This window comes from Sphingopyxis sp., from assembly GCF_040216815.1.
Classification (GTDB): Bacteria; Pseudomonadota; Alphaproteobacteria; order Sphingomonadales; family Sphingomonadaceae; genus Sphingopyxis.
In genome coordinates, this window is sequence record NZ_JAVJOJ010000004.1 from 164495 (window position 1) to 182690 (window position 18196).

General features: G+C 64.7%; 17 protein-coding genes. 9 read left to right on the forward strand and 8 right to left on the reverse strand.

Annotated features, from left to right (window positions below; all coding sequences use genetic code 11):
* Positions 1-51: 51 nt before the first annotated feature.
* From RIA72_RS04630 to RIA72_RS04640, 3 genes are read right to left on the reverse strand one after another with little or no spacing between them, the layout of a single operon-like run.
* Positions 52-1434: an efflux transporter outer membrane subunit gene (locus tag RIA72_RS04630; RefSeq protein ID WP_350031152.1), complete on the reverse strand. Its 1383-nt coding sequence runs from the start codon at positions 1432-1434 to the stop codon at positions 52-54.
* Positions 1427-4504, reverse strand: coding sequence for an efflux RND transporter permease subunit (locus RIA72_RS04635; RefSeq protein WP_350031153.1), 3078 nt, complete (start codon positions 4502-4504; stop codon positions 1427-1429). Before RIA72_RS04635 ends, RIA72_RS04630 begins: the two co-directional genes overlap by 8 nt.
* 1 nt (position 4505) lies before the next feature.
* Positions 4506-5564 (reverse strand): efflux RND transporter periplasmic adaptor subunit, encoded by a 1059-nt coding sequence (locus RIA72_RS04640; RefSeq protein WP_350031154.1) that lies wholly within the window; start codon positions 5562-5564, stop codon positions 4506-4508.
* Positions 5565-5763: 199 nt separating this feature from the next.
* Between RIA72_RS04640 and RIA72_RS04645 the strand changes: the two genes are divergently transcribed.
* A complete protein-coding gene (locus tag RIA72_RS04645; RefSeq protein WP_350031155.1) occupies positions 5764-6420 on the forward strand; it encodes a TetR/AcrR family transcriptional regulator in 657 nt (218 codons plus the stop codon).
* 283 nt (positions 6421-6703) lie between these two features.
* Here RIA72_RS04645 and RIA72_RS04650 read toward each other — a convergent pair whose 3' ends face one another.
* From RIA72_RS04650 to RIA72_RS04670, 5 genes are all read right to left on the reverse strand, one after another.
* Positions 6704-7708 carry an OmpA family protein gene (locus RIA72_RS04650; RefSeq protein WP_350031156.1) on the reverse strand — a complete coding sequence of 335 codons (1005 nt, stop codon included), beginning with the start codon at positions 7706-7708 and terminating at the stop codon, positions 6704-6706.
* A 59-nt stretch (positions 7709-7767) separates the two neighbouring features.
* Positions 7768-8673, reverse strand: a complete 906-nt coding sequence (locus RIA72_RS04655; protein ID WP_350031157.1) for a hypothetical protein — start codon at positions 8671-8673, stop codon at positions 7768-7770.
* A gap of 111 nt (positions 8674-8784) precedes the next feature.
* Positions 8785-9729, reverse strand: coding sequence for a DUF4189 domain-containing protein (locus RIA72_RS04660; RefSeq protein ID WP_350031158.1), 945 nt, complete (start codon positions 9727-9729; stop codon positions 8785-8787).
* Positions 9726-10409, reverse strand: coding sequence for a hypothetical protein (locus RIA72_RS04665; RefSeq protein ID WP_350031159.1), 684 nt, complete (start codon positions 10407-10409; stop codon positions 9726-9728). Before RIA72_RS04665 ends, RIA72_RS04660 begins: the two co-directional genes overlap by 4 nt.
* A gap of 124 nt (positions 10410-10533) precedes the next feature.
* Positions 10534-11265 (reverse strand): hypothetical protein, encoded by a 732-nt coding sequence (locus RIA72_RS04670; RefSeq protein ID WP_350031160.1) that lies wholly within the window; start codon positions 11263-11265, stop codon positions 10534-10536.
* Between the two features lie 334 nt (positions 11266-11599).
* Between RIA72_RS04670 and RIA72_RS04675 the strand changes: the two genes are divergently transcribed.
* The 8 genes from RIA72_RS04675 to RIA72_RS04710 are packed head-to-tail and all read left to right on the forward strand — an operon-like array spanning position 11600 to position 18181.
* Positions 11600-12364 carry an SDR family NAD(P)-dependent oxidoreductase gene (locus tag RIA72_RS04675; protein WP_350031161.1) on the forward strand — a complete coding sequence of 255 codons (765 nt, stop codon included), beginning with the start codon at positions 11600-11602 and terminating at the stop codon, positions 12362-12364.
* 11 nt (positions 12365-12375) lie between these two features.
* Positions 12376-13023, forward strand: a complete 648-nt coding sequence (locus RIA72_RS04680; RefSeq protein ID WP_350031162.1) for a glutathione S-transferase family protein — start codon at positions 12376-12378, stop codon at positions 13021-13023.
* Positions 13020-14000, forward strand: a complete 981-nt coding sequence (locus RIA72_RS04685) for a thiamine pyrophosphate-dependent dehydrogenase E1 component subunit alpha (RefSeq protein ID WP_350031163.1) — start codon at positions 13020-13022, stop codon at positions 13998-14000. Before RIA72_RS04680 ends, RIA72_RS04685 begins: the two co-directional genes overlap by 4 nt.
* On the forward strand, positions 13997-14986 hold the full coding sequence (locus RIA72_RS04690) for an alpha-ketoacid dehydrogenase subunit beta (protein WP_350031164.1): 990 nt from the start codon (positions 13997-13999) through the stop codon (positions 14984-14986). Before RIA72_RS04685 ends, RIA72_RS04690 begins: the two co-directional genes overlap by 4 nt.
* A 4-nt stretch (positions 14987-14990) precedes the next feature.
* Entirely contained in the window at positions 14991-15221 is a 231-nt protein-coding gene (locus tag RIA72_RS04695) for a biotin/lipoyl-containing protein (protein ID WP_350031165.1), read from the forward strand.
* Positions 15218-15610, forward strand: coding sequence for a nuclear transport factor 2 family protein (locus RIA72_RS04700; RefSeq protein ID WP_350031166.1), 393 nt, complete (start codon positions 15218-15220; stop codon positions 15608-15610). The genes RIA72_RS04695 and RIA72_RS04700 overlap by 4 nt, the downstream gene beginning before the upstream one ends.
* A gap of 4 nt (positions 15611-15614) precedes the next feature.
* Positions 15615-17264 carry an FAD-dependent oxidoreductase gene (locus RIA72_RS04705; protein WP_350031167.1) on the forward strand — a complete coding sequence of 550 codons (1650 nt, stop codon included), beginning with the start codon at positions 15615-15617 and terminating at the stop codon, positions 17262-17264.
* Positions 17261-18181: an SDR family oxidoreductase gene (locus RIA72_RS04710; protein WP_350031168.1), complete on the forward strand. Its 921-nt coding sequence runs from the start codon at positions 17261-17263 to the stop codon at positions 18179-18181. Before RIA72_RS04705 ends, RIA72_RS04710 begins: the two co-directional genes overlap by 4 nt.
* Positions 18182-18196: the final 15 nt, after the last annotated feature.

Consider the following 18196-nt stretch of genomic DNA (forward strand, 5'->3'; position numbering starts at 1 on the left):
GGTTTGCCAATAGTCGCGGCGGCTCAAGATAAGGTTAATGTCTCGCGCCTCTCAACCCCAGCCCCCGCCCAGCGCCTTGAACAAATCGACCCGGGCTGAACCCAGCTGTTGATCCGATGCCGCCAGCGTGGCGCGGGCGTCGATCAGCGACCGCTGCGCGACGACCGTATCGAGCAGCGACACCGATCCGGCACGATAGCGCGCTTGCGCCAGGTCGTAGGTGGCCTGTGCCCGGTCGCGCGCTTCGGAAAGCGCGGCGTGACGGCGTCGCCCGGCATCGTATCGCGCAAGCGCCTGCTCGACCTCCTTGAGCGCTCCGATTACCTTGCCGTCGAACGCGGCGAGCGATGCGCTCCCCTGTGCTTCGGCTTGCCGGACGCGCGATCGGGCGACGGCCATGTTGGGAAAGTGCCACGACAGCAGCGGGCCCAATGAAAAGCTGAAGCTGTCGCTGCCCCGCACATCGTCGTTTCGCAGGAAATTGCCGTTCGCGCCCAACTCGATACGGGGATAGAGGTCGGCCATCGCGACGCCGATACGCGCGGCATCGGCGGCAAGGCGGCGTTCGGCTTCGCGCAGGTCGGGGCGGCGCCGGAGCAGAGCGTTGCCATCGCCGACGGGAAGCGCCGCCACCGGCGCCGGAATCCGCGTGCAGCTCGCTACCTCGGCAGGCACATCGCCGGGTTGACGGCCCAGCAGGGCCGCGAGTTCCAGCAAGGCGACGCGGCGCAGGCCTTCGACCTCGGGAATCGCGGCACGGGCCGTTGCGACGATGCCCGCGGCGCGTTCGACCTCCAGCCGGCCGACCGATCCCGCGCGTTGCTGTGCGGTGACGATATGCAGGCTGTCCTGCGCGGTTTCGAGCGAGGTGCGGGCGATCGCCGCCGCGGCGCCAAAGGCGCAGGCGTCGCTATAGGCGCGCGCCGTCTCTGCCGCAACGGTGACGCGGACGGCATCGCGGGCGGCCTCGACCGCCTGGGCGTCGGCGCGCGCGGCGCCGATCGCGCGGCCGACGCGGCCGAACAGATCGACCTCCCACGCGATGCCGAGCCCGCCGCTGTGCGACCATTGCCGGTCGCCGGCGGGCTGGGCCGCGCCGCCAGCCGCGCTGCCATAGCCCGTGCCCGCGGTCAGATCGGTCTGCGGCAGGCGTCCGGCGCGTGCTTCGCCCAGAACCGCGTGCGCCTTTGCCAGATTGGCGTTGGCGACGCGCAAGTTGGTGTTTGCGGCGAGCGCGTCCTCGACCAGCCGGTCGAGGAGCGGGTCGTCATAGAGCCGCCACCAATGTGCGGGCAGTTCGGCGGCGGTGTCGACCCCGGCCGCGGCGGTGATGAAGCCCGCCGCCGCCTGCGCCACCGGCTGGGGCGGCGCATAATGCGGGCCGGCTGCGCAACCGGCGGTCGAAAGGACGAGTAGGGAAAGCAGCTTACGCATAGGCGACCTCCGCCTGCGCCAGTTCGGTTTCGCGCGCGCTGTGCGATTGCGCGCGGTGATCCCGGGCGATCAGGCTGTAGATGGTGGGAAGGACGAAGAGGGTGAACAGGGTGCCGACGAGCATGCCCATCACCACGACAATGCCGATCGCGAAACGGCTCGACGCGCCCGCGCCGTCGGCGAACAGCAGCGGGACCAGCCCCGCGACCATCGCCGCAGTCGTCATCAGCACGGGCCGCATACGGACCGCCGCCGATTTGCGGATCGCGGCGAGCCGGTCGAGCCCCTCCTGTTTCTGGATCTGGTTGGCAAAGGACACCATCAAGATGCCGTGCTTCGAGATCAATCCGATCAGCGTCACCAGCCCGATCTGGGTATAGATGTTGAGCGTCGTGTAGCCGAGCCACAGCGGCACCAGCGCGCCGCATATGGCAAGCGGCACGGTGACGAGGATGACCAGCGGATCGCGGAAGCTTTCGAACTGCGCCGCGAGCACGAGGAAGATGACGATCAGCGCGAAACCGAACGAGATCGTCAGCCGGTCGCCTTCGGTGACATATTGGCGACTGTCCGACAGCCAGTCGACGCTGGTGCCCGCCGGGAGCGGCTGGCTTTTCAGGAAATCGACGGCCTGTCCCATGGTGGCGCCGGGGGCCAGAATAGCCGACAGCGTTACCGAGTTCATCTGGTTGAACTGCGACAGGCGATTGGCTTCGGGACGCATTTCGATCTTCATCACGGTCGACAGCGGCACCAGCGCGCCCGACGCGGTCTTGACGTGATATTGGCCCAGATTGTCTGGGGTCAGCCGCTGCGCCGCGGGAACCTGGGCGATGACGTCGTAGGACCGGTCGTACCAGTTGAAGCGGTTGACGTAGTTTTCGCCCACCATCGTCGCCAGCGTGTCGGCGACCGCTTCCATCGTGATTCCCATTTCGCCCGCCTTGGCGCGGTCGATGCTGATCCGCGCTTCGGGGCTGTCGAAGGCCAGGTCGCTGTCGACGAAGGCGAACAGCCCGCTTTGCCACGCCGCGCCCTTCACCTTGTCGAGCGCGGCATAAAGCGTCGCGAAATCGTCCGACGAACGGATGACCATCTGCACCGGCAGCCCTCCACTCGAAGCGGGAAGCGCGGGCGCCTGGAAGGCGGCGGCGTAGACGCCGGTGATGCCCGCCCCCTTGGCGTTAAGCTCGGTCTGGACGTCGTCGGCGCTGCGTTCGCGATCGTCCCATTCGGTCAGGATGACGCCGCCGAAGCCGTTATTCAGCCCGTCGGTGCCATTGTCGAACCAGCTGCTGACATATTCAGGGAGGCCGCGGAAGAGTTGCTCGACTTCATGCGCATAGCGGGCGGTATAGTCGACATTGGCATATTGCGGCGCCTTCGTCTGGACAAAGACATAGCCTTGGTCTTCCTGCGGCGCGAGTTCGCGCTGGGCGCCGGTGAAGAGGATCACGATCGCCCCCATCACCACCGCGCCGACGAGCAGCACCGCGGGCCGCGCGGCCAGCGTCGCGCCGAGCAGGCGGCTGTAGCGATCGGTTGCGCGCTGCATATTATGTTCGATCGCGCGCGACAGCCGACCTTCGTTCATCTGGCTGTGAAGGAGCAGGCTGCTCATCATCGGCGACAGCGTCAGCGCGACGACGCCCGACACCACGACCGCTCCCGCAAGGGTGAAGGCAAATTCACGGAACAGCGCGCCGGTCAGCCCGCCCATCAAGCCGATGGGCGCATAGACCGCCGCGAGCGTCAGCGTCATGCCGATCACCGGCCCGACGATTTCGCGCGCACCGATCAGCGCGGCGCGGACGGGCGACAGACCTTCCTCGATATGCCGGTGGATATTTTCCACGACGACAATCGCATCGTCGACGACCAGCCCGATCGCCAGCACCATCGCGAGCAGCGTCAGAAGGTTCAGCGAAAAGCCGAAGGCGAGCATCAGCGCGGCGGTGCCGACGAGCGACAGCGGGATCGTCACCACGGGGATCAGCACCGCGCGCAGCGAACCCAGGAACAGGAAGATGACGATGATCACGATGACGATCGCCTCGACCAGCGTGCGGCTGACCTCGTCGATCGACGCGTTGACGAAATGCGCGACGTCGAACTGGCTGATCACCTTCATTCCCGGCGGCGCGACGCGCTGGATGTCGGGGAGCAACGCCTTGACGGCCCTCACGATTTCAAGCGGATTGCCGTCGGGCGTAGGGGTGATGGCGATCGTGACCGAACGCTGTCCCGAGGTCAGCGCGCTCGAATCATAATTTTGCCCGCCAATCTCGACCGTGGCGACGTCGCGCAGGCGGACGATGCCGCCATCGACCCGTTTGACGACCATCTGGCGAAAGGACTCTATATCGCGCGCATCGGTTCCGGCGGTGATGTTGATCGCGGTATCGCTGCCTTTGAGCCGGCCAGGTGCCGCCTGGACATTGTTCGCGCGCAGCGCGGCGGCGATGTCGCCCGCCGACAGGCCGCGCGCGGCCAGGCGGACGGGGTCGACCCACACGCGCATCGCGAGCGTCTGCCCCCCGCTGATCTCGGCCGAAGCGACGCCGGGAACCGCGGTGATCAGCGGCTGCGCGATGCGCGAGGCGAAATCGGTGATCTGCGGCACGGGCAGGCGGTCGCTGACAAAGGCGATATATTGCACCGCCGATGCGCCATCGGTCATCTTGGTAATCACCGGATCGTTGGCGCCCGCGGGCAGGCGATATTTCACCTGCTGCACCTTCGCCAATATTTCGGTCATCGCGCGGTCGGCGTCGGCGTTCAGCACCAGCTTGGCCTTCACCTGGCTTTTGCCGAGCGTCGAGGTGGAGGTGAGATAATCGATGCCGTTCGCGGTCGCGATCGCCTGCGCGATCGGTGTCGTGACGAAACCCTGCATCACATCCTGCGTCGCGCCTGGATAGCCGGTGTCGACGACGATCGTGGCGCTTTCCATGTTCGGATATTCGCGCACGGGCAGCGAAAACATCGCCGCGCCGCCGACGAGCAGGATCAGCAGGCTGACCACCACCGCCAGGATGGGGCGGCGGATAAAAATGTCGGTAAAGGTCATGTCAGCGGCCTGCCTTTGCTTGTGCAGCCTTTGGGGGCGCGAGTGTGACCGCCGCGCCAGGCGGAACGCGAAGCTGGCCGTTGACGACGACGACGTCGCGCGCGCGCAGTCCGCTGGTCACGACGACCTTGTCGCCAAAGCGGCGGCCCGTGGTGACGGGCACGATGTCTGCTGTGCCGCCGCGCCCGCTCTTGTCGAGCTTGACGCGCATCACGCTGTCGCCCGAGGCAGAGGTCTGGATCGCGGTGGCGGGGACGACGATCGCGCCGGAAACGGGGGGAAGCACGAGCCGTGCGGTGACATACATGCCGGGCCGCAGTGCGCCGCCCGGATTGGGCAAAGTCGCCTGCACCATGACGTTGCGCGTGTCCTTTCCGACCTGCGGTTCGATCGCGGTGACACGCGCGGTGAAGCGGCGGTCGGGCCAGGCGTCCGACAGGACTTCGACCGCCGTGCCCGGTTCCAGCCGCGAGAAATCCTGCTGCGGCACGGCGAAATCGACATAGAGGCTGTCGAGCGCGGTGAGCGTTGCCACCGGATCGCCCGGATTGAGATATTGGCCGAGATTGACCTGCCGCACGCCAAGCGTCCCGGCGAACGGGGCGCGAAGCTGTTTCTGCGCAATGCGGGCGTCGATCTGGCGCATTTCGGCGTGCGCCTGCACATGTTCGGCGCGCCGCTGTTCGAGCAATTCGCGCGGTTCGGCGCCCGACGGCGCAAGTTCGCGCGAGCGGGCGAGTTGCAGCCCCGCGAAATCGGCCTTTGCCTTGGCGGCGGCATGGTCGGCGCGTTCGGGGGCGTCGAACAATTGGACGAGCAACTGGCCCGCGCCGACCCGCTGGCCCGCGGCAAAGCGGATGGCGGTGACGCGCCCGGCGACTTCGGGTGCCAGCACCACTTCGCGGACGGCGCGGAGCGATCCCACTGCCTCCAGCGCCGCGGGCACGTCGGTCGGCGCGACGGTGATCGCCGCGACGGGGATGGGAGGCATCGGGCCCGCGGCGGGCTCGCCCGTGCGCGCCGCGCGCCAGGCATAAAGGGCGGCGACCAGCAGCAGCATGATGGCGGCGGTCGCGACAAGCGGACGTCGGCCGATGGCGCGCGAAGGACCAGGCTGGGAGGGGGAGGGGGTAGGGGACACGGAGGGGGGCCTTTTCAAAAATTCGACTTCGAGTCGATATTATTGAGAATGATTATTGATAAAGAAAATTCGGGTCAAGGGGTCGCATCTTCGGGACCGATGCTGTTAAACCCCAAGGGTGTCAGGCAGAGCTCTCATTGGCGGAAAACGTCCGTCGGCGCGGCCGGTCCGCAGACGCCCGCAGTTCGGCGTAGACGAACCGCCGCTGCGCAAGTCCGACGTGCGCCGGGCGCAGATTATCGATGCGGCGATCGCGCTGATGGTCGACCGGCGATTGCCCGAAAGCTCGATCGACGACATCGCCGCGCAGGCGGGTGTCGCCAAGGGGACTTTCTATCATTATTTCGCGGGCAAGGCCGATCTGATCGCCGCGCTGCGCCGACATTTCAGCGACGAATTTGAGGCGCGCGTCGTGGCGGCGGTCGAGGCGCGGCCGCCCGGCGATTGGGACGGGCGGTTCGAAGCGTGGATCGTCACCGCTACCGACGCCTATTTCGACATGCACATCCTGCACGACCTCGTCTTTCACGGCCCGGCAATGCCGCATCGTCACGCGATGGATGAGACCGACATCGTCCGCCATCTGGCCGCGCTGGTCGCGGCCGGACAGTCGGCGGGCGCATGGAATTTGGGGGGCGACACCCCCATTCGCGTTGCGGCGTTTATTTTTCACGCGCTGCACGGCATGGTCGACGATGCGTTGACGGCGGGCCGACCAGCGGACGGCCTTGGCCAGCAGATCGCACGTTTGTCGCGGCGCCTGCTGGGCGAATAAGCCCGTCATTTCGGATTGATCTGCCACCAAGGGCTCCTGTCGTCGAATCGAGGAGCACCTCTATAAAATCTCAAGTCAGGTTGAGGTAAAGCGATAAGTTCCGAATAATTGCTTGCTGTTTTGCGTTTCGTGTCGGGGCTTTGCGCCCGGCAAGCATTCAGGTTGTCCAGTGTCCTTGGTGGGCGGGAAGTAGCGGTTGGCCGGACTGCCCGTCAGCCAACCGCGTCCGGCAGAGATTTAAAGCCGCGGCCTGGCACCGAAGCGCAGGTGGCTGCGCTGGGCCTTAAAGACGCACGAGCTCGACGCGCCGGTTCCTGGCCTTGCCTGCCTCGGTTGCGTTGTCGGCAACCGGCCTGTCGGCACCAAACCCCTTCGCTTCGAGCCTTGCAGGGGCGATGCCCGCAGCGACAAGCGCGGCCACCACCGACTTTGCGCGGGCGCTCGAAAGGGTGCGATTGTGATCGGCGGAGCCGCTGTCGTCCGTATGACCGTTGACACCCAGCCGGAGCGAGGAATCCTGTTTCAGCAGCGCTGCGACTTCGCCGATTTGCGGCTGCGAGGCCGGCAGGATGTCGGCGCGGTCGGTGGCGAAGTGAACCTGGATTGTCGCCTTTCCGTCCTTGGCCAGCGCGTCGCGCAGCTTCGCGGCAGGCAGCAGGGTCGCGGTCTGCTCAAAGGGCTTCGTTTCCACGATCGTCCAATTGGCGCCGGCGGTCGTAGTGGTGAAATGGACCCAGATCTGCCGGTCGTTGCGTCGGATCAGCCAAGTGTTTACCGGGTTATTGTAGATGTCCCCCAGCGCTTCGGGCATGCCGACCCGGATTTCGCGCGGAATCTGATCGCGAAGCTCGACCGGAATCTTGCTGTCGGTCAGCAGAACGCCGCCTGCCTCGCGTACGACGGCGTCGATATTCTTCTTGAGCTCATAAGCGGAATAATTCTTGCCGTCGGCCGCCGTGATTTCGGAAAAATAGACCGTTCCTTCGACATCCTGCAGGCCCTTTCCGGTCCAGAACAGGAAATGTCCGAAATCCTGCGTTTGCGGCTTGCCGACCGGCTCATAACCCGTCGGAAGCGAAAAATAGGGAAAGACACCGAGCGCCGCGTCGGAAAGGGGGATGGCGGCCACATCGAAATCGGCCGGGGCGGCGTCGCTGGTCGCTGCCGCGTCTGCGGCTATCGTCTCGGCCGCAGCCTCCTTGCCGGGGGTGCGTTCGTCGTCACCTGCTTTCTGTCCGCAGGCCGCGAGCGCAAGGGCCATGGCAAAGGGCAATAGAATGCGATGCAATTTTCAATCTCCTTTTTTGGGCGATATTCGGGTCTGATGGACGGTCAGCTGCTTTGGCGTCAGTTCGCGGCGATCGTCGATGTTGCGACCACATATGCGCGTTCGTCGGCGTCGTAGCTGTAGGACATATGATCGTCTGGACCGAGTTTGCGGATATGACCCGGCCCTTCAAGCCGACTTCCGCTAAAGCTTATTTTCACGTCGGGGACGCCCGCGGGGCGGGGAACGAAGGACAGCGATCCCGTCATCGCCCAACAGGCGCGGCGCGACTCCTCGTCGCAATCGGCAGCGTTATTTGCGCCAGCATCGACCCAGCCGAGCGCCGCCCATAATCCGTTGCGAACGGGGTCTACCCTATTGGGATCGAACAGGAACATCTCATAGCCCAGTCGTTCGATACCATATGCGAATGTCCGCGCCGGCACCGCCAGCAGCAGGCGACCGTCGGCGGTTTCGTGTCGCACGACTTTGCGTCCGTCCGTTTGGATGCGTCCGTCCGTGTCGACATCGGCCGCACGTTCGCTGATGCGGCCCAGCGCAAAGCTGCCGATATGGCCGTCGGTGTCGATCAATCGCCATCCGGCGCTGCCCATCCGGTAAGTCGCCTGTGCAACGCTCGCCAGATGATCGTCGCCGTCCGGATCGTCGCCGCGCGACAGATAGACGAAGGCGGTGATATAATCCCTGTCATTGAAATCGAAGCCATGCCCATACCACCAGACAGCCTCGCGGCCGTCGCCCAGATCAAAGGCAACGGGTCCGCCAGAGGGTGTCCCGGCGCCTTTTTCGAAATAGATGTCGCGGATGATCTGGCTCCGCGTGGGCATCCCCGGCAGCTTGAGATGGGGCGGGCCGTTCTCGATCACGCGGTACTGGGCTTGGCCGACAGCCGGAGAAAAGGCGGCAAACAGGGCAAGCAGGACGGCCGCTTGCATGGCCTTATGGCTGCGTCGAATGGTCCTCATCGTCGTCATCCTTCGGTGGTTTGTGGCATGGAAATCGTCGCCGAACAGGGGCAGCTACCAAACATTGGCAAGATCAGTACCGCACGGAAAGTTCGGGGGATCGGCGTACTGTCAGCGCTGAACGCGATAGGGAAAACGGTGCATTCCCCGCACGCTGACATCATATGTCCGTTCCACTCGGCAACCTTCGGCGGGCTTTCGTTCGCAATAAAGCTTCATGCCCTCGGCCGCATCCGCAAGCGAGAAGTCGGTTCTTAAATAGGTTTGTCCGGTCACATCGGAATAAAGGATCATGACCCGGCTACCACTTGAATTGACAAATTCGCACTCGTCATCCCCAGGTTCGGCGTTACGGCATGCCTGCAAGGCGGCTGCTTTTGCCTCGTCCAAACTGGCATAGCCCGTGGCAATAAAGCCGTCGGCCGTGGAGTTTTCCCGCATGTCCAGGTACGCAGCAGCATAGCTGCGTCGAATATTGGCAATATCCTCGGGGCGGCGCAGGTTGGTGACCGCCTGCGGGTTGTAGCCCCTGTATCTGTCGCTGCTCTTGAACATGCCAATCTCGGTGCAGCGCAGGTTTTTCTCCTCACACCATTTCGCCATCTCACGGCGGGCCGCGCTCTTCTTGTCGTGCTTCAGCCACATGACATCGCCATAATTGGTGCGCGATACGACGATATAACCGTTGACCTGCCAAGTTGACTCGCAGCCCTCGCCCATCACTGCCGTGCAGGCGCTTTTTGCATCGAGAACCGCGCCACCCGGACTGTTGTGCAACGCTGATGCCCATACATCGTTGGCATCGGGGTGCCAGGCGATCGCGGAGTAATCGTCACCTGATACCGGAGCCTGATCGGATTGGGTCACCCATCGACACAAGGGAGGCCCGGCGACGCCCGGACCGCCGCGCCCCACGCCCACCATCACTTCGTCAGACCGTCCCGAACAGACGTGTTGCGCCGTGGCGGGCGCTGGCCAGAAACACCAGCCCAAGGCCAGCAGCAGAAGGGCCGGACAGCTTTTCCAAAGCCGGGTGAACAGGGCGTGCACGGTCATCGCGCCTGCCCCTTCGCCCCAGCGCAACGCGCGAGTGCGCTACCCGCCTCGCGCCCGCTATGATATTTCACCGCATAAATGCGCTTTCCAGCGATATCGACCGCAATCTCCGCCTTGTCGGCCAGGCCCTGCGCGGCCGCCTCCAGACTCGGAACCGCAAAGGCGACCGTGCCTGCAGCCGTGCCGGGCGTGATGAAATTATAAACGGGCACGGTCTGCGGGCGCTCGTCCGTCTGATGCAGCGTTGCGCTGACTTTCACCGTCTGATCCGGCGTGGGGACATCTGCTCCGCTCAGCAGCAGGAGCGCCGGATCGCGATACCCGCCGAGGGCGGTTATTCCCAGCATGCCGTCCCCGTTCATAAAGGTCGCCGCGCATTGACGGCCGGGTTCGGGCGCCGCGCCTTCCTGGTACTGGGTCCAATAGCCCTGCATCAGCTTTCGGTAGCGCGGGTCATTCGTCAACGCCTTCAGGCCTTGTACCGCGGCGGTCAGGCTTTGATGCCGCAATTCGATGAGCGCCCGCATATTATTTACGGCACCTTCCATCGGATCGGGCTGCGGCGATTGCCGGGGTCCCGACTGCTGCCCCTGCATCTGGCGCTGCTGGTTGAGCCAGCCCTGCACGTTCATGTCGCGCGCATGCCGCTGCTGCATTTGTTGATTCTGCGCATGGGTCATCTGCGCCCGGCTGTGACCCGCAACGAACATCGCCGGAATCGCCAGTGCTGAGCCCAGCCATAATAGAGTGCAAGACTTCACCCCAGATCCTCCTTCAACCCGATGCCTTCTTCGTACCCGGCAGTCAGCAACCGGGCACCTTTGTTCCGCCGCGTACTGTATATCGGCCGTCCCGCCCGCGGACGTAGCGCTCGCTGAAGCTGCGCGACCCCCGATAGCTCACGGTGAAGCTGCGGCCTTTCTTCGCCGCCGTGATCCTGCCCTTGAGGACGGTGCCATCGGTATCGAGTGCCCCTTCGCTGGAATAATGGATCGGGATGTCGGCGATCGCGACCGGCCCCTCCGGCGTGAACGCCGTCAATGACGCATGGGAACAGGCATATCCCTGCCCCACGCCGCCGCCCTCGGTATACAGCACGGGGTCGCGGGCGATCGCGTCGGTCCATCCCCAACGCCGCGCCGGATTGCCAAAGGTGCCGCTCGCGCCGACGCCCATCCATTCGCCGTCGACCTGGTAGCTGCCCCGCTCGCTCCGCAGATAATGCACCGCATTGATACCCGAACAGGCTGCGCCGGTGCATTCGTTGGCGCCGGTGCTGACCAGCGCGGTCCTTTCGTCCGCGAGCGGGATCAGCGTCAGCGGCACAAACAGAAATGCCGATCCGTCGACTTCGCGCCGCGCCTCATTGTGTGGTGCGCGGCCGAATATCGCCTCGAACGCCGCTGGTGTCCCGGCCGGAACGGTATCGCGGTCAACATCGATAATTTCGAACAGGGACGGCGCGCGCTGCTCGTGAGCTTGGGCGGGCGACGCGGCGGCCGCCATCAGGGCCGCCACGGCCCACATATTTCCCATGGACGATCCTTTTTCCATTTGTTCCAACATCATAGCTTCGCCATTTTCGATAAATAATCAAGGGGACAAGGTTTCGGCCGGATGGCCGCGAACGCGCCCGGGGGGACCATTCGCACATAGGAATGACAGCTTTTCGCGCTGCGGCTGTGATCGATGTCACGATCTCGATCCGGTGAGGGGGACTTCGGATAAAGGTCCGCAACCGGCCTGGCTCGGGCCGGAACGATAGCGTCCCGACCGAGAAGCGGCGGCGGAAAGCCGCTCCCATTTTTGCTGATGTCGCCCGGTCTCGCAGCGGGATAGTATCGCCTCAAAACCGGATGAGGAGGATGCGATGGACCTGGGACTGGCGGGCAAAAAGGTGATCATCAACGGCGGCGCGCACGGGCTGGGGCTCGCCTCGCTCAAGATTTTTGCCGCCGAGGGCGCCGATGTCGCCTTTTTCTCGCGCGATGCGGAAAAGGTCGCGGCGGCGGCGGCGGCGATCGACGCAGCGGGGCCTGGCAAGGTCCTTGGCGAGCAGTTCGACATGACCGGCAACCCCGACGGTTATCGCGCCTGGCTGGAAAAGGCGCGCGACACTCTGGGGGGCTGCGACATCTTCATCCATACGGCGAGTTCGTCGGGGCAGGGCGCGACCGGCGACTGGCAGCGCGGGCTCGACATGGACATTATGGGCGCGGTGCATGGGGTCGAGACGCTGACCGAGGCGCTTGCGGCGTCGGGATCGGGATCGATCATCTTCATGTCGTCGACCGCGGCAGTCGAGACCTTCATCGTGCCGCAAGCGTTCAACGCGCTGAAGGCCGCGCTTATCACTTATGGCTCGCAATTGAGCCAGGCGCTCGCTGCGCAGAATATCCGCGTCAACATCGTCTCCCCGGGTGCCATCTATTATCCGGGCGGCAATTGGGAGACCATCAAGTCGGCGGTGCCGTCGCTTTACGAAGGCACGCTGGCTCAGATGCCGATGGGGCGCTTTGGCGAGCCTGAGGAGGTTGCGAAAGCGATCGTATTCATGGCCTCGCCCGCCTGCCCCTATATGACCGGCGCGCATCTCGTCATCGACGGCGGCTTTACCAAGCGCGTCCAGTTCTGAGGCGCGCCGCGATGAAGCTCTATCAATCGCTCGGCCCCAATCCGCGCGTGGTGCTGATGTATCTCGCCGAGACGGGGGTGCAGGTCGATCGGCAGTTCGTCGATATCATGGCGGCCGAAAACCGCCAGCCGGACTTCTCCGCGAAGAGCCCGCTGGCGCATACGCCCTTGCTCGAACTGGACGATGGCTCCTGCATCGCCGAAAGCATCGCGATTTGCGAATATATGGACGAAACGCTGGGCGGCCATGCGTTGCTCGGTGCAACCGCGGCGGAACGCGCACGGACGCGGATGCTGATGCGGATCGTCGACCAGCTCGTCGTCGTGCCGATGACCGCCGGATTTCGCGGCGCCGAAGGGATGCCGATGTTCGAGAGCCGACTGCTCTGCCTGCCCGATGCCGCCGCCGACCTGAAGCGGCTCGCCGCCGACGGGCTGGCACAGGTCGACCGGCTGCTGGGCGAAGGGCCGTGGCTTGCCGGCGAACGATTCAGCCTCGCCGACATCCTTCTCTATAGCTTCGTCGAATTTGGCGCGATGGTGGGTCAGCCGCCCGATCCGGCGCTGACCAACCTTGCCGCCTGGCGCGATCGCGTCGCCGCCAGACCCGCCGCCATCGACAGCGCCAACCCCCAACTCGGTATCGGAGAGCCTGCATGACCGACACTGCGATCGATCGAGACACGCTGCTCGACATTTATACCCGCACGATGCGCGTCGCGCGCGCCGACGAGAAATTCCGTTCGTTGCTGATGACCGGCAAGCTTGCGGTGATCTATTACACCGTGCGCGGACAGGAACTTGTGTCGGCGGCGGCGATGGCGGCGCTCGACCCGAGCGATTACCTCGTCACCACCTATCGTGGTCAGCATGACCAGATCGCGAAAGGCGTACCGCTGAACCCGCTGTTTGCCGAGATCGCGGGCAAGGTCGGCGGCACGTGTCGCGGCAAGGGCGGGTCGATGCACATCACCCATCCCGAAACCGGGGTGATGGTGACGACGGGGGTAGTCGGATCGGGGCTGCCGATCGCCAACGGCCTGGCGCTTTCGTCGCAGAACCGAGGCGACGGCAGGGTCACGATGGTCTGCTTTGGCGACGGCGCGACCAATATCGGCGCGTTTCACGAGGCGATGAATATGGCGCAGCTCTGGAAGCTGCCGGTGATCTTCCTCTGCCAGAACAACCGCTATGGCGAACACACCGCCTTTTCCGACCATACCAAGGTCGATTCGATCGTCACCCGCGCTGCGGCTTATGGGATGGCGGGCGCGAAGGTCGACGGCAACGATGCGGTCGCAATGTACAACACCACAAAGGCCGCTGTTGACCGGGCGCGGGCGGGCGAGGGCCCGACGCTGATCGAGGCGATGTGCTACCGCATGATGGGCCATTTCTTCGGCTCGGACTTTTCCTACATGCCCAAGGAGCATCTCGCCGAAATGACGGCGGAAGACCCGCTGCCGCGCCTGCGCCAGTTGATGCTCGATCATCAGTTTACGGAGGCCGAACTCGACGCGATCGTCGCCGATCTCGACGCGCAGATGGACGCCGCCGCCGAATATGCCGCGAACAGCCCGCTGCCGGGGCCGGAGGAAATCCGCAAGGATGTCTTCGAAGAGGAGATTGCGGCATGACCCAGATTACGATGACGCAGGCGATCAACCGCGCAATCGACGAAGCGATGGCCGAGGATGAGGGCGTGATCCTGCTCGGCGAGGATGTCGCCGCGAAACAGGGCGGGGGCGTGTTCAAAATCTCGTCGGGGTTGACCGAGAAATATGGCGAGCACCGCATCCGCGCGACGCCGATTTCGGAAACCGCGATCGTCGGCGCGTGCGTCGGCGCGGCGCTGACGGGTTTCCGTCCGATCGCCGAGATCATGTTGATGAATTTTGTGACAGTCGCGATGGACCAGATCGTCAATCACGCCGCGAAACTGCGCTTCATGTCGGGCGGGCAAACCAATGTGCCGTTGGTGATCCGCACCACAACGGGGGTCGGCGTGGGCTTCGGCGGGCAGCATTCGGATATGCTGGAGGCCTGGTTCGCGCATGTGCCAGGGCTGAAGATCGTCACGCCCTCGAACGCTGCCGATGCGCAGGGGCTGATGCGCGCGGCAATTGCGTGCAACGATCCGGTGATCTTCATCGAGAACATCCTCTGCTACGGCCTCAAATCCGACGATCCGGGACCGGGGCATGTCGTGCCGCTCGGCCAGGCGGCGATCGCGCGCGAAGGGAGCGATTGCACGATCGTCACCTATGGCCGCACCGTCCTCGACGCGCTCGAAGTCGCGGGCAAGCTCGCCGAGGAGGGGATTTCGGTCGAGGTCGTCGATCTGCGCACCATCGCCCCATATGACGAGGCAAGGATTACGGCGTCGGTCGAAAAGACCGGCCGCGCGGTGGTGCTGCACGAAGCGGTAAAGCAATATGGCACCGGTGCCGAGATCGCCTCGCGGCTCAATGAAAAATTGTTCGGCAAGCTCAAGGCCCCCGTGACGCGGATCGGCGGCGCCTTTTCGGCGGTGCCGATGGCCAACGCGCTCGAACAGGCGTGGATCCCGAACAAGGACGCGATCGCCGATGCGGTGCGAGCTGCCGTGAACTGGAAAGGCTGAGACGATGGCGGAAGAATTGCGCATTCCAAAGATCGGCATGTCGGCAACCGAAATGACGCTGAACGAATGGATGGTCGGCGACGGCGAGCGCGTTGAGGTCGGCGACGTCATCTATACGGTCGAAACCGACAAAACGACGGTCGAGGTCGAGGCCCAGGTCGCGGGCACGATCCGCCCGACGGGGGTTGAAGGCCAAGTCTATCCGGTCGGCGCGCTGATCGGAACGATCGAATGACGCCGCTGGAGGCGAGCAGGGCGATGTACGCCGAGGTTGCCAAGGGCAACTGGAGAGCCGTCGCCGGCTATATGGCCGACGACTTTGTCATCCATGAACCCAGCTCGCTTCCTTATGGCGGCGAATGGCGCGGGCGCGATGCGCTGCAGAAACTCTATGCGCACGTCATGGGCTATTGGGAGGAACCCGTGGTCCGGTGGGTGGAACTGGTGGGCGGGGAGAAGCACGCCGTTGCGCTGCTGCATTTTACGGTGACTGCCAAATCCAGCGGAAAGCGCTTTGAGACGCATGTTGCCGAGGTCACGTCGTTCGACGACGCGGGCAAGATGGCGTCGATGCGCATCCATTATTTCGACACCGCCGACATGCTTGGCCAACTGAACGCCTGAGACGATGAGCGTCCGTCCGCATGTCGTTGTTCTGGGTACGGGCGGCGCGGGGTTTACCGCGGCCATATCGGCGTACGAAGCGGGTGCGCGCGTGTCGCTGTTCGAAAAGGGTGAGCAGGTCGGGGGAACAACCGCCTGGTCGGGCGGGATGATATGGATCCCGAACAATCATCACGAGGCGACGCTCGGCGTCGAGGACAGCCGCGAAAAAGCGTTGTGCTACCTCCTGTCGATGTCGCACGGGCTGATGCAGCAGCCTCTGGTCGAGGCGTTTCTCGATCATGGGCCGGAGATGGTCGCGTTCCTCGAAGCGAAGACCCCCGTGCAGTTCCGGCCGATTCCCCAATTCCCCGACTATCACGCCGAATTTCCGGGGGGAATGCCGAATGGCGGGCGTTCCCTCGACTGCCCGCTCTATTCCTTTCACGAGCTTGGCGAATGGGCGGCCAAGGTTACGCAGTCGCCCTATTATCCCTCGCCGCATTTCTCGATCTACGACACGCCCTTGGGACAGGCGAAGCCGGAGCCGCTGGCACCCGAAGAGTTGCAGCGGCGGATCGACGGTGATTTGCGCGGGAGCGGACAGGCGCTGGTCGGGCGGCTGCTGCGTGCGTGTCTCGACCGCGGGATCGAGCCAAAGACCGGGCACCGCGCCGTTCGCCTGTTGATGGATGGTGATCATGTGGCAGGCGTTGTGTTCGATACGGCGGGAGGCGAAGTCGAGGTTGCGGCCGATGCGGTCGTGCTCGCGACGGGCGGGTTCGAATGGGACGCCGACCTGCTGCGCGCCTTCATCCGCGGTCCGATGACGCATCCGCTGAGCCCCAACACCAACACCGGCGACGGACTCAAAATGGCGATGCGCGTCGGCGCGATGCTGGGCAATATGCGCGAGGCCTGGTGGATGCCCGTCGCCGAGGTGCCGGAGAGCGATTGCGCAACCGGAAAAACGCTTGTCGCCGGGCAGCGCAGCCTTCCGCATTCGATCATGGTCAACCGCGCGGGCAAGCGCTTCACCAACGAGGCGGCAAACTATAATGCAATCGGCGCGGCGTTTCACGATCAGGACGTCAGCGCCTTCGATTACGCCAACCTGCCGTGCTGGTTGATTTTCGACCAGCAATATATCGACCGCTTCGGCTTCGGGATGATCAGCGGCGAGCGCGGCGTGGCACCGCCGCAATGGGCGATGCGCGCCGAAACCCTGTCCGAACTCGCCGTGCGGCTCGGGATCGATGCCGATGCGTTGGAGGCGACGGTCGAACGGTTCAACGGTCATTGCGCAGGTGGGCGCGACCCTGATTTCGGACGCGGCGACGGGGCGCACGATCAATGGTGGGGTGATCCCCACGGACGCGGATCGACCGCGGCAACGCTCGGGCCGATCGGTCGGGCGCCCTTCTTTGCGATCGAGATCAAGAGCGGGGCGCTCGGCACCAAGGGCGGCCCGCAGACCGACGCCAATGGGCAGGTGCTGAGCGTCGACGGCAGACCAATCGCGGGACTGTATGCGGCGGGGAATGTCATGGCCTCAGCGATGGGCATGACCTACGGCGGGCCGGGCGGCACAATTGCGCCGGGGATGGTGTTCGGTTTTCTTGCGGGGCGCCATGCCGCACGCGTTTCGGCCAAACAACTGGAGGGTGCGGCATGAAGAAGATTATCGTCCTCGGCGCCCCCGCCGATCAGGGAATCCCGCTGCTCACGGCCTTGAAGGCACGCGGGCTGGAACCGACCGCCGGCGTACGGCGGCCGGGCGCGATGGCGGCAACGGTCCATCCCGAAGTGCCGGAGGTTGCCGCGGACCTCTTTGACGTGCCGAGCCTGGCCGCGGCGTTCAGCGGGCACGACGCGCTGGCAATGCATCTTCCCTTCGAGTTCGACCGCGAGCGCGCGGCGGCGATGGGACGCAATATCGCCGAAGCGGCGAGCGCCGCGGGGCTGCGCAAGATCGTTTTCAACACAAGCTGCTTTGTTGCCGATCGCGACCTTGGTTTGTCGGCCCACGACGGCCGGCGTGACATCGAGCGTGCGATCCACGAGAGCGGCGTGCCCTATGTGATCATCGAGCCGATGGTGTTCATGGACAACATCGCGCGCATCTGGTCCCGCCCCGCGATCGTCAACAGCGGGGTGTTTGCTTATCCCGCCGCCGAGACGCTCAAGATCAGTTGGGTTAGTCTGGAGGATGTCGCGGCCTATATGGTGTCGGCGCTGTTGCACGAAGATCTGATCGCGGACCGCATTGCCGTGGGCGGACCCGAAGCGCTGGTGGGGGCAGAGGTTGCCGAACGCCTGTCGGTCGCGGTGGGACGCCCCGTGCGCTTCCAGAGTCTGTCGCCCGATGAATTTGCGGCGCGGATGAGCGAGCTTGTCACCGGTTCGCGCGCCGTTCAGCCGGCGAGCATTTACGATGGGATGGCCAAATTCTATCGTTGGTACAACGATCAGCCGGTGTCGCCAGTGGCGCTGGATGCGGTGCCGGCGGCGCGGCTGCTCGGCGTGACGCCGACGCCTTTTGCGGAATGGGCGAAGCGGCAGGACTGGTCGCCGGTTACGGTTCCGGCCTGACAGCGAGCGCGTAGC

Excerpts from the sequence above, each read along its gene's own strand:
- RIA72_RS04630 (WP_350031152.1), bottom strand. The coding sequence starts at position 1,434 with ATGCGTAAGCTGCTTTCCCTACTCGTCCTTTCGACCGCCGGTTGCGCA.
- RIA72_RS04635 (WP_350031153.1), bottom strand. The coding sequence starts at position 4,504 with ATGACCTTTACCGACATTTTTATCCGCCGCCCCATCCTGGCGGTGGTG.
- RIA72_RS04640 (WP_350031154.1), bottom strand. The coding sequence starts at position 5,564 with ATGCTGCTGCTGGTCGCCGCCCTTTATGCCTGGCGCGCGGCGCGCACG.
- RIA72_RS04655 (WP_350031157.1), bottom strand. The coding sequence starts at position 8,673 with ATGAGGACCATTCGACGCAGCCATAAGGCCATGCAAGCGGCCGTCCTG.
- RIA72_RS04660 (WP_350031158.1), bottom strand. The coding sequence starts at position 9,729 with ATGACCGTGCACGCCCTGTTCACCCGGCTTTGGAAAAGCTGTCCGGCC.
- RIA72_RS04665 (WP_350031159.1), bottom strand. The coding sequence starts at position 10,409 with ATGACCCATGCGCAGAATCAACAAATGCAGCAGCGGCATGCGCGCGAC.
- RIA72_RS04670 (WP_350031160.1), bottom strand. The coding sequence starts at position 11,265 with ATGGGAAATATGTGGGCCGTGGCGGCCCTGATGGCGGCCGCCGCGTCG.
- RIA72_RS04675 (WP_350031161.1), top strand. The coding sequence starts at position 11,600 with ATGGACCTGGGACTGGCGGGCAAAAAGGTGATCATCAACGGCGGCGCG.
- RIA72_RS04680 (WP_350031162.1), top strand. The coding sequence starts at position 12,376 with ATGAAGCTCTATCAATCGCTCGGCCCCAATCCGCGCGTGGTGCTGATG.
- RIA72_RS04685 (WP_350031163.1), top strand. The coding sequence starts at position 13,020 with ATGACCGACACTGCGATCGATCGAGACACGCTGCTCGACATTTATACC.
- RIA72_RS04690 (WP_350031164.1), top strand. The coding sequence starts at position 13,997 with ATGACCCAGATTACGATGACGCAGGCGATCAACCGCGCAATCGACGAA.
- RIA72_RS04695 (WP_350031165.1), top strand. The coding sequence starts at position 14,991 with ATGGCGGAAGAATTGCGCATTCCAAAGATCGGCATGTCGGCAACCGAA.
- RIA72_RS04700 (WP_350031166.1), top strand. The coding sequence starts at position 15,218 with ATGACGCCGCTGGAGGCGAGCAGGGCGATGTACGCCGAGGTTGCCAAG.
- RIA72_RS04705 (WP_350031167.1), top strand. The coding sequence starts at position 15,615 with ATGAGCGTCCGTCCGCATGTCGTTGTTCTGGGTACGGGCGGCGCGGGG.
- RIA72_RS04710 (WP_350031168.1), top strand. The coding sequence starts at position 17,261 with ATGAAGAAGATTATCGTCCTCGGCGCCCCCGCCGATCAGGGAATCCCG.